The following is a 10,936-nucleotide window of genomic DNA, read 5'->3' on the forward strand; positions in this document are numbered from 1 at the left end:
GCACCGGCCGCGCCCAAGGCGCCGGCGAAGGCCGCGCCCGCGCCCGCCGCGAAGGCCCCGGCCGCCAAGGCCAAGGCCGGCGCGGACACCGAGGCCCCGGGCGGCCCCGAATACGTGACGCTGCGCGGCCCGTCCGCCGCGGTCGCGAAGAACATGAACGCCTCGCTGGAGCTGCCCACGGCCACGTCCGTGCGCGCCGTCCCGGTGAAGCTGCTCTTCGACAACCGCATCGTCATCAACAACCACCTCAAGCGCGCCCGCGGCGGGAAGATCTCCTTCACGCACCTCATCGGGTACGCGATGGTCCAGGCCCTCAAGGCCATGCCGGCCATGAACTACTCCTACGCGGAGAAGGACGGCAAGCCGACCCTCGTCAAGCCGGAGCACGTCAACCTCGGCCTCGCCATCGACCTGGTGAAGCCGAACGGCGACCGGCAGCTGGTCGTCGCGGCCATCAAGAAGGCCGAGACGCTCAACTTCTTCGAGTTCTGGCAGGCGTACGAGGACATCGTCCGGCGCGCCCGCAACGGCAAGCTCGGCATGGACGACTTCACCGGCGTCACCGCCTCGCTGACCAACCCCGGCGGCATCGGCACCGTCCACTCGGTGCCCCGCCTGATGCCCGGCCAGGGCCTCATCATGGGCGTCGGCGCGATGGACTACCCGGCCGAGTTCCAGGGCACCTCCCAGGACACCCTGAACAAGCTGGGCATCTCCAAGGTCATGACCCTGACCTCCACGTACGACCACCGGGTCATCCAGGGCGCCGCCTCCGGCGAGTTCCTGCGCGTCCTCTCCCAGCTGCTGCTCGGCGAGAACGAGTTCTACGACGAGATCTTCAAGGCGCTGCGCATCCCCTACGAGCCGGTCCGCTGGCTCAAGGACATCGACGCCTCGCACGACGACGACGTCACCAAGGCCGCGCGGGTCTTCGAGCTGATCCACTCCTACCGGGTCCGCGGCCACGTCATGGCCGACACCGACCCGCTGGAGTACCACCAGCGCAAGCACCCCGACCTGGACATCACCGAGCACGGCCTCACCCTGTGGGACCTGGAGCGGGACTTCGCGGTCGGCGGCTTCGCCGGCAAGTCGATGATGAAGCTCCGCGACATCCTCGGCGTCCTGCGCGAGTCGTACTGCCGCACCACCGGCATCGAGTTCATGCACATCCAGGACCCGAAGCAGCGCAAGTGGCTCCAGGACCGGGTGGAGCGTCCGCGCCCCAAGCCCGAGCGCGAGGAGCAGCTGCGCATCCTGCGCCGCCTCAACGCCGCCGAGGCGTTCGAGACGTTCCTGCAGACCAAGTACGTCGGCCAGAAGCGGTTCTCGCTGGAGGGCGGCGAGTCCGTCATCCCGCTGCTCGACGCGGTCATCGACTCCGCCGCCGAGGCCCGCCTCGACGAGGTCGTCATCGGCATGGCCCACCGCGGCCGCCTGAACGTCCTGGCGAACATCGTGGGCAAGTCGTACGCCCAGATCTTCCGCGAGTTCGAGGGCAACCTCGACCCGCGCTCGATGCACGGGTCCGGCGACGTCAAGTACCACCTGGGCGCCGAGGGCACCTTCACCGGCCTGGACGGCGAGCAGATCAAGGTCTCGCTGGCCGCCAACCCCTCGCACCTGGAGGCGGTCGACCCGGTCCTGGAGGGCATCGCCCGCGCCAAGCAGGACATCATCAACAAGGGCGGCACGGACTTCACCGTCCTGCCCATCGCCCTCCACGGCGACGCGGCCTTCGCCGGCCAGGGCGTCGTCGCCGAGACGCTCAACATGTCGCAGCTGCGCGGCTACCGCACCGGCGGCACCGTGCACGTGGTGATCAACAACCAGGTCGGCTTCACCGCCGCCCCGGAGTCCTCCCGCTCCTCGATGTACGCCACCGACGTGGCGCGCATGATCGAGGCGCCGATCATCCACGTCAACGGCGACGACCCCGAGGCCGTCGTCCGCGTCGCGCGGCTCGCCTTCGAGTTCCGGCAGGCGTTCAACAAGGACGTCGTGATCGACCTCATCTGCTACCGCCGCCGCGGTCACAACGAGGGCGACAACCCGGAGTTCACCAACCCGCAGATGTACACCCTGATCGACAAGAAGCGCTCGGTGCGCAAGCTCTACACCGAGTCCCTGATCGGTCGCGGCGACATCACCCTGGAAGAGGCGGAGCAAGCGCTCCAGGACTTCCAGGGCCAGCTGGAGAAGGTCTTCGCCGAGGTCCGCGAGGCCACCTCGCAGCCGGCGCAGCCGCACATCTCCGACCCGCAGGCCGAGTTCCCGGTCGCCGTGTCGACCGCGGTCTCCGCCGAGGTCGTCAAGCGGATCGCCGAGTCCCAGGTCAACATCCCCGAGTCGATCACGGTGCACCCGCGTCTGCTCCCGCAGATGCAGCGCCGCGCCGCCTCGGTGGAGAACGGCACGATCGACTGGGGCATGGGCGAGACCCTGGCCATCGGTTCGCTGCTGATGGAGGGCACCCCGGTCCGGCTCGCCGGCCAGGACAGCCGCCGCGGCACCTTCGGCCAGCGCCACGCGGTGCTCGTCGACCAGGTCACCGGCGAGGACTACACCCCGCTGCTGTACCTCACGGAGGACCAGGCCCGGTACAACGTCTACGACTCGCTCCTCAGCGAGTACGCGGCGATGGGCTTCGAGTACGGCTACTCGCTGGCCCGTCCGGAGTCGCTGGTCATCTGGGAGGCCCAGTTCGGCGACTTCGTCAACGGCGCCCAGACCGTGGTGGACGAGTTCATCTCCTCCGCCGAGCAGAAGTGGGGCCAGACCTCCGGCGTCACGCTGCTCCTGCCGCACGGCTACGAGGGCCAGGGCCCGGACCACTCGTCCGCCCGCCCGGAGCGCTTCCTGACGCTGTGCGCGCAGAACAACATGACGGTCGCCATGCCGACCCTGCCGTCGAACTACTTCCACCTCCTGCGGTGGCAGGTGCACAACCCGCACCACAAGCCGCTGATCGTCTTCACCCCGAAGTCGATGCTCCGCCTCAAGGCGGCCGCGTCGAAGGTGGAGGAGTTCACCACCGGCGGCTTCCGCCCGGTGATCGGCGACGACACGGTCGACCCGAGCGCGGTCCGCAAGGTCGTCTTCTGCGCCGGCAAGGTCTACTACGACCTGGAGGCCGAGCGCCAGAAGCGGGGCGTCACGGACACCGCGATCATCCGTCTGGAGCGCCTGTACCCGCTGCCGGGTGCCGAGATCCAGGCCGAGATCGCCAAGTACCCGAACGCCGCGAAGTACCTGTGGGCCCAGGAGGAGCCGGCCAACCAGGGTGCCTGGCCGTTCATCGCGCTGAACCTGATCGACCACCTGGACCTGGCCGTCGGCGCGGACGTGCCGCACGGCGAGCGCCTGCGCCGCATCTCGCGCCCGCACAGCTCGTCCCCGGCGGTCGGCTCGGCCAAGCGTCACCAGGCGGAGCAGACCCAGCTGGTCAACGAGGTCTTCGACGCCTGACCGGCACGCAGTACGCCGAAGGGGCCCGTCCCGCGATCGACTCGCGGGGCGGGCCCCTTCGGCGTGGTCCGGGCGGCTCAGATGGTCAGCGGCTCGAAGTCCCAGTACGGGCGGTTGCGGGAGCGGGCCGACACGGTGTGGGTGTGCTGGGCGCCGAGCGTCGTCGCCAGGTCCTCCAGCGCCTCGTTCTCGACCTTCTCCGCCTTCTGCCGGTCGCGCAGGCCGCGCAGGTCCGCGGCGTGGGCGACGCGCGCCGACAGGGTCAGCGGATGGGTGCGGCCGAGGACCTCGGTGGCGCGGGTGATGACGGAGTCCGTCAGGGCCGCCGCGCCCTCCGGGTCGCCCACGAGGTTCCGCAGCGCCGAGGCGTTGATGGCGCAGCCCAGCGTCCACGGGTGGTTCTCGCCGACGGCCTGGGTCATGGTGGCGAGCGACTCCTCCAGCAGCACGTGGGCCTGGTCCCGCTCCCCCACGTTGCGCAGGATCATCGCGTGGTTGGAGCGGGTGCCCGCGGCGTACGGGTGGGCCTCGCCGAGCATGTCCGCGTAGCCGCCGACCACCTTCTCGCTTATGGCCCTGGCCTGGTCGACGTTGCCGTGCTCGCGGGCGAAGCAGCTCTGCCCGGCGGCGAACATGATCGTCAGCGGGTCGGTCTCGCCCAGGACGCGTTCGCAGCGCTCCAGTACGCGGGTGAACAGGTTCGTCGCCTTGGCCCGCTCGCCGTTGCGGTAGTGGCACAGCGCGAGGTTGTGCTCGGCGCGCAGCGTCTGCGGGTTGTCCGGGCCCAGGACGCGCCGGTGCACCTGGACGCTCTGGTTCTGGAGCGACAGCGCCTCGTTGTAGCGGCCGAGGAGCCGCAGGTCCGTGGAGTAGTGGATCTCGGAGAAGAGGGTCCACGTGTGGCGCTGGCGCAGCAGCTGGCGGCGGGCCTCCAGGGTCCGCCGGTTGAGTTCGAGGGACTCGTGGTACCTGCCGAGCAGGCGCAGGGTCACCGCCAGGTTGTTCTGCGCGTTGAGCGTCCGGGAGTCCTGGTCGCCCAGGAGTTCCTGGTATCCGGCCAGTACCCAGGTGGAGATGTCGAGCGCCTCGTCGTAGCGCCCGAGTCCGCGCAGGTCGGCGGCGAGCCCGGTGGCGGCGCGCAGGTGCTCCAGGTCCTGGGTGCCGCGCTCGGCGCGCAGGTGCTCCACGGCGGCGCGTTCGATGGCCTCGGTGCCCGCGTAGTCGCCGACGGCCCTGAGCAGGTTGGCGTAGTGGTAGCTGACGTCCCAGATCCTGGGGTGGCTCTCGCCCAGCAGTTCCCGCCAGGTCGTCAGGGCGCGTTCGCCGAGCTTGATGCCGGCCCGGTACTCCCCGGAGAGGTACATGTAGCGCAGGCAGTTCAGCACCAGGTTCTGCACGGCCGGGTCGGTGCTCTTGAGGACGTCGGCCCACTTGAGGTGCGGGGTGATCTCGGCGTACGCGGGCCACAGCCGGGTGTCCGTGGGGCGGCCCGGATCGGCCGCCGCCAGCGCGCGCCGGACGACGTCGATGAACTCCTTGCGGTTCTCCTCGGTCATGTCGAGGCCGACGATCTGGTGGACCATGCGGTGCATGTAGAGCGATTCGCCGGAGGACGCGGGGTCGATGCCCGATTCGTGGGATTCGAGCCGGACCACGGAGTACTGGCGGAGCTGGTTGATCGCCTTGTTCCACAGCAGGGGGTCGCTCATCAGCCCGGACACCTGTTCCGGCAGGTCGCCGGGGGGCATGTCCTTGAGGAGCCGGACCGGGATGGAGCCGGGGGCGAAGAAGCTGCACAGGCGCAGCAGGTCGATGGACTCGGGGACGGTGTCCCGGAGCTTGTTGAGCAGTATCGACCAGGCGGTCTGGAAGGCGAGGGGGAAGTCGGCGGAGACCCGGACGACGTCCTGGTCGATGCCGCCCTCCAGCAGCTCGATGTACTCCGCGACGGACAGGTCGGAGTCGTTGAGCCAGCCGGCCGTCTGGTCCAGGAGCAGCGGGAGGTCTTCGAGTGCCTCCGCGAGCTGGTCGGCCTCGGCCTGGGTCAGGCGCGGGGCGCGGCGGCGGATGAAGGCGACGGACTCGTCGCGCCGGTAGACGGGGACCTCGACGAGGTTGCTGTTGTGCTCGCCCCACTCCGGGTTGCGGGAGGTGATGAGGACGTGGCCGGGGCCGGTGGGCACCAGGTCCCAGATCTGGTCGGGTTCGTCGGCGCCGTCCAGGATCAGCAGCCAGTGGGCGTGCGGGTCGCCCCGGCGCAGCGAGTCGCGGACGGCGCGCAGCCGTTCGCCGTACTCGGCGCCGGTGGACAGGCCCAGTTCCGGGGCGAGTTCGGCGAGCTTCTGGCGGTAGAGGGCGCGCCGGTCGGCGGGCACCCACCAGACCACGTCGTACTCGGAGCCGAAGCGGTAGACGTACTCGGCGGCGAGTTGGGTCTTGCCGACGCCGGACATGCCGTGCAGGGTGACGACGCCGGCGCCCGGGCCGGAGTCCTGGAGCGCCCGGTAGGTGTCGGTGAGCAGTTCCTCGCGGCCGGTGAAGCGGATGTTGCGGCGCGGCACCCCGCCCCACACCTGCGGGGTGTCGGCGGGGAAGCGGGGGCCCGGCGCGGAGCCGGCGTCGGGCAGCGGGTCGGTGGGAAGTCCGAGGCGGGCGAGGAGCCGCCGTTCGGCCTCCTCGGCGCCGACGTTGGTGAGGTCGGCGGCGCCGAAGGCGGAGGTGGCGCCGGGGAGTGCGGAGGTGGTGACGCACACGGCGGCGAACCGGTCGGGGTCGGGGGCGACTTCGGAGCGCAGCGCGCGGTTCCACTCGTCGTGGCTGCGGGGGCCGAGCTGGAAGTACCAGTCGCTGAGCACGACGAGGACCCGGCCGCGGGCGAGCGTCAGGTCGCGCAGCGCCTCCTCCAGCGGGACGGTGACCGGCGGGTCCCAGCGCTGCTGGACGACGAGCACGCCGCGCCGCTCCAGGCGGTCGGCGATCCACGCCGCCCAGGCGCGGTTGAAGCCGGCGAAACTGATCGTGACGGTGTTCGTCCCGGCTACTCCAACTGGCTTACGCGTTCCGGGCATTCAGCCGTCTCCCTGCCTCGATACGAGCCTTGTCAACATACACCGGGGCGCTCGCCGCTCCGATGGGAATCACAGGCTTCTCACTGCCTTCGCGAGCCGTTCCTCTGCTGCCATATCACCTTGGCGGTGCTCACATACGCCTGAGCGCGCGCGAGGTGCCCCGAGGGGGGCGGATTGTCGTCCAGACGGTGGTAGACGGAGATCATCTCGTTGACCAGGGTGCGGCCCGCGGGGGTGAGCGCCGCCGATCCGGCGAGTGCGGGGAGCGCGGCGCCGACCTGTTCGCGGCAGCGGGCGTGTTCGGCCCAGGCGCGGTCCCGGTGGGTGACGCGGTGGGCGTGGAGGGCGAACCGCTGCCAGTAGTCGGCGAGCGCCAGGTGCGAGTAGGCGCCCTGGAGCAGGCCGTCGAAGGGGCGGGGGTCGGGGCGCCAGGGGGCGAAGTGGCGCGGGGCCTCGTCCTCGTGGTGGAGCGGTACGAGGGTGGCGAGGGCGGCGAGTTTGGCGTGCTGGAGTTCGTGGACGAGGGTCGAGGCGAAGTAGGCCGGGGTGGCGGGTCTGCTGCTGAGCACGGCTCCGAACGCCTCCCGCCGGGTGCCGCTGCAGTGGGCGGCGCCCTCGCCGTCCGGCCCGGCTCCGACGGGGTGGCCGAGCGGCACCACGCAGCGCAGCAGCGCGGCGGCCTCGGTGAGGCGGTGGTCGCCGCCGATCCGGAGCAGGGGCGGGACGCCGGCCCAGGACCCGGCCCACTGCTTGCGCGCGGGGTCGTCCACGCGGGCGGCCCCGCCGAGCCCGTAGCGCGCGAGGTCGTCGGCCGCGATGCCGTAGGGGTCGACGTCGTCGAGGACGACGGGCTCGCCGCCCGGGGCGAGGGGGTGGAGGGTGAGGACCGGGAGCCAGCGCGGGTCGGCCGCGCTCAGTGTCCGGTCCGGGTGGCGCCGGACGGTGAACGGCGGCCCGTGCTGCGGGGTGAGGGTCAGTTCGCCGTCGCGGTGGGAGAGCCGGGCGGGGCCGGGTCCGGTCCGCAGGGCGCCGAGCGTGGGCAGCGGGACCAGTCCTCCGCGCGGGGTGAGCCGAAGGTCGAAGGGCACCCCCGCCCGTACGGCGGCGGCTGCGGCGAGGGCGGTGAAGTGGGCCAGGTCGGCGCGGAGGCCGGGGCCGGGGGCGGTCTCGGTGGTGAGGCCGCCGAGGAGGCGTTCGGCCCAGGGGCCGGCCAGGGGGTGGAAGAGGACGGTGCGGGTCGCGGCCCGGTCGGCGCGTTCGGCGGCTTCGAGGAGGGCCCAGTCCTCGCGGAGCCGGTCGCGCAGGGGTGGGGGGCAGAGGGCGGCGGGGGCGGCGGACGCCGCGTCGAGCAGGGCGCGCAGGAGGACGAGGCGGCGGGTGTCCTGGTCGCGGACGAGCAGGTCGAGGCTGTCGGTGTCGCCCTCGGTGCGGCCGAGTGCGCGCAGGACGTGGTCCGGTACGGCGGGGCTCATGGGGGGCCTCCAGCGGTTGCTTCGGCGAGCCGGGCGGCGATGTGGCGGATCAGCCGTTCGAGGTCGGCGCAGTAGACGGAGGGGTTGCCGAATCCGTTCTCCGCGCGGTAGCGGTGGGCGTAGTGGCCGCCGCCGCACACGGTCAGCAGCGGGCAGGCGCGGCAGTCGGCGGCGAGGGCGGCGGCTCCGGCCTGGCGGGCGGCCACCCCGGGGTGGCGCAGCGCCTCGTCGAAGGTGTGGTGGAAGACGTCGAGGCCGGTGGCGGCCGCGCCGTCGTAGGCGGACTTGAGGGAGTCGACCTGTTCGATGGACCCGTCCGTCTCGACCACCACCGCGTTGAGCGGGTCGAGGCCGAGGGATTCGGTGGCGGCGGGCAGTCCGAGGAGCAGGGCGACGCACTCCTCGAAGAGGCGGACGCGGGTCTCCCGGCGGGGCGCGGGCCACCAGCGGTCGAAGACGGCGCAGAGCCAGTCGCCGTACGGGGTGGGGCGGCCGGGACCGGGGCCGGTGGGGTCCGGCAGTCCGGGGGGCGGGCTGGACCAGTTGCCGTGCGGCAGCAGGAGGTCCAGGGCCGGGGGGCGCAGGGCGAGCAGGGATTCGTACATATCGACCGGGTCGGTGCGCGGGTCGACGACGGTGAGGATGCCCGCGTACGCACCGGGGTGGCGGTCGGCCAGGAGCCGGGCGCCGCGTAAGGCGGCGGGCCAGGAAGGGCGGCCGGCGTGGTCGGTGCGCAGGGTGTTGTGGGCGGCGAGGCCGCCGTCGAGGCTGATGCCGACGCGTATGCCGTGGCCGGCGAGGGTGGCGATGCCGGTGTCGGTGAGCAGGGTGGCGTTGGTCTGCACGGTGGCGTGGACGGCGCAGCCGGCGGGTACGCGGTCGCGGACGGCGTCGGCGAGGGCGGCCAGCCGGCCGGGCCCGGCGAGCAGGGGCTCGCCGCCGTGCAGGACGAGGGCCACGCTGCCGAGGCGGTGGGTCGCCGCGTGTTCGGCGATCCGGGCGGCGGTGTGGTCGAGGACGGCGGGCGGGGCGGCGGCCGGCCGGTCGCGCCAGGTGCGGTCGGGGCCCTCGTACAGGTAGCAGTAGCGGCAGGCCAGGTTGCAGCGGCCGTGCACCTTCACGATGAACTGGCCGAAGGGGACCGGTGCGGTGCCGGTGGGCGGGTGCGTGCCGGGGTCCGGCCGCGGTGTTCCTGCCGCCGCGGGCCGATCGGTTCGCCGCCAGGGCGTCGTGCGTCCAGCCACTCAAGCACCCCCGTGCCGTACGCCGGCCGGGGTGGCCCCGCTGCCGGCCCAGAGGGAGTGTCCCCGGCCCGGGACGACCGCAGGCCCGCCCGGGCCACGATGTCCTGATCGGGACACCCGCCCGGCCGAAACCGTGCGGTACGGCGTGCCGGCCCTTCCCCGTCGCCGGGGAAGGGCCGGCGCGCCGTCTCCGGTTCAGAAGGCGCTGTTGAACCCCCAGAGCATTTCCCTGGGCTGCTCCGCCCGCCCCCGCAGGTCCGCCACGACCTCCGCGAGCACCGGGTGGTCCAGTGTCCGCAGGGCCGCCAGGTCGAGGCCCAGCAGGTCGGGCAGTTCAGCCGGTTCCGTCGCGCGCGTTCCGTCGTTCCGTGTCGACTCGCTCATCACGCCTCCCCGTTCCGAAGGGCGGGCCGGTGGCCCGCTCGTCACCGGGCGCGTCCGCGCCCGTTCACCGTTCCAGCTCGGCCAGCCGCTCGGCGCTCGCCTCGCCGGCCGCGCCGCCGCCGTCCGGCAGTTTGCGCCACTCCTGCCGGGCCGCCCGGTACGCGTCCCGCGCGGCCCGCGGACGGCCCGCTCTCTCGTACGTCATACCCCGCCAGTGGTTCGCTGTAGCGGCCAGCTCCACGGCTTCCCGCAGCTGTTGCGGAACCTCCAGCTCCGTCTGGGCGTCCCCCGCAGAGTCGGCGGCGGACCGGAACGCCTCGGCCGCCTCGTCGCGGCGGGCCGGACGCCCGAGGACCCCGGCGGCCTGGAGGAGGGCGCGGCCCAGCTCCAGCCAGCAGCGGGCCGCGGTCAGCGGGGCGGTGGCCTCCTCGGCGGCCAGCCGGAACAGGTACTCCGCCTCGCGCAGGTCCACCCGGTCCGCGGTGGCGCGGTGGCGCAGCATCAGGGCGCGGCCCAGCATCAGCAGGCGCTCGGACTGCTGGGTGCCGCCGGCCGGTGTCTCGGAGCGGCAGTCGCGCAGCACCCGCACCGCCGCGCCGATGTACGGTTCGCCGTCCGGGAGTTCGGCGCGGCGCAGCAGGGTGGCGCCCCACTCGGCGAGCAGGTCGGTGTAGGCGCGGGAGTCGCGCGGGATGCCCCGGGCGGCGCGGGCGAACCACTCGGTGGCGGCGACGAGTTCGGCGGGGTCGCCGGTGTGCTCGTAGCGGGCGGTCCGGATGCGGCCCGCCCGGGTCTGGAGCTGGGCGCGCTGGCGCTGGTCGCGTACGGTCTCCAGCGCCTGGGCGGTGAGGGTGGCGGCCTCCTCCGGTTCGGCGCCGGAGGCGAGCAGCGCGTCCACGAGGTCGAGGACGATGCGGTTCTCGGTGCCCATGGTGTGCCGGTCGCCCTGGGCGAAGGCGGTGCGCAGGGAGCGGGCCGACTGGCCGGCGTAGGCGCGGGACTGTTCGGCGTCCTGGGTCGCGCGGGCGAGTTTCAGCAGGGTGCGGCCGTGCTGGAGGGGCAGGACGGCCGGGCGGTTCTCCTGGTCGGGCCAGGCGTCGGCGAAGGCCTCCAGCATGCCGCAGGCGCTCTGCAGCAGGGCGGTGTCGCCGTCGAGCCGCCACTGCGCCTCCAGGGCGCGGACCCGTTCCAGGGTGAGCCGCAGGGCTTCGCCGGGTTCCAGGCCGGGGGTGGCGCAGGCCGCGGTGTACTCGCGGTCGGCGCGCCGCAGCAGTTCCAGCGCGCCGCGCCGGTCGCCGCG

At 73.0% G+C, this 10,936-nt stretch carries 5 protein-coding genes and 1 pseudogene; 1 reads left to right on the plus strand and 5 read right to left on the minus strand.

What is annotated here, in order from left to right:
• A partial coding sequence (locus MHW47_RS25310; protein ID WP_239226082.1) for a multifunctional oxoglutarate decarboxylase/oxoglutarate dehydrogenase thiamine pyrophosphate-binding subunit/dihydrolipoyllysine-residue succinyltransferase subunit occupies positions 1–3,468 on the plus strand: 3,468 nt, incomplete at its 5' end.
• 77 nt (positions 3,469–3,545) lie between these two features.
• On the opposite strand, the gene fxsT is transcribed toward MHW47_RS25310, so the two are convergent.
• From fxsT to MHW47_RS25335, 5 genes and pseudogenes are all read right to left on the minus strand, one after another.
• Complete coding sequence (fxsT, locus tag MHW47_RS25315; RefSeq protein WP_239226083.1) at positions 3,546–6,536, minus strand: FxSxx-COOH system tetratricopeptide repeat protein; 2,991 nt, start codon at positions 6,534–6,536, stop codon at positions 3,546–3,548.
• Between the two features lie 80 nt (positions 6,537–6,616).
• Positions 6,617–8,008: an HEXXH motif-containing putative peptide modification protein gene (locus MHW47_RS25320; RefSeq protein ID WP_239226084.1), complete on the minus strand. Its 1,392-nt coding sequence runs from the start codon at positions 8,006–8,008 to the stop codon at positions 6,617–6,619.
• A complete protein-coding gene (locus MHW47_RS25325) occupies positions 8,005–9,132 on the minus strand; it encodes an FxsB family cyclophane-forming radical SAM/SPASM peptide maturase (protein WP_239226086.1) in 1,128 nt (375 codons plus the stop codon). The genes MHW47_RS25320 and MHW47_RS25325 overlap by 4 nt, the downstream gene beginning before the upstream one ends.
• A gap of 315 nt (positions 9,133–9,447) precedes the next feature.
• The gene (gene fxsA, locus MHW47_RS25330) at positions 9,448–9,636 is read right to left on the minus strand and encodes an FxSxx-COOH cyclophane-containing RiPP peptide (RefSeq protein WP_239226085.1); all 189 of its coding nucleotides are present in this window, start codon (positions 9,634–9,636) and stop codon (positions 9,448–9,450) included.
• 64 nt (positions 9,637–9,700) lie between these two features.
• Positions 9,701–10,936 (minus strand): annotated as a pseudogene (locus tag MHW47_RS25335) (hypothetical protein); the annotation flags it as partial.

Origin of the sequence: Streptomyces sp. OfavH-34-F (genome assembly GCF_022347745.1) — a bacterium.
Classification (GTDB): Bacteria; Actinomycetota; Actinomycetes; order Streptomycetales; family Streptomycetaceae; genus Streptomyces.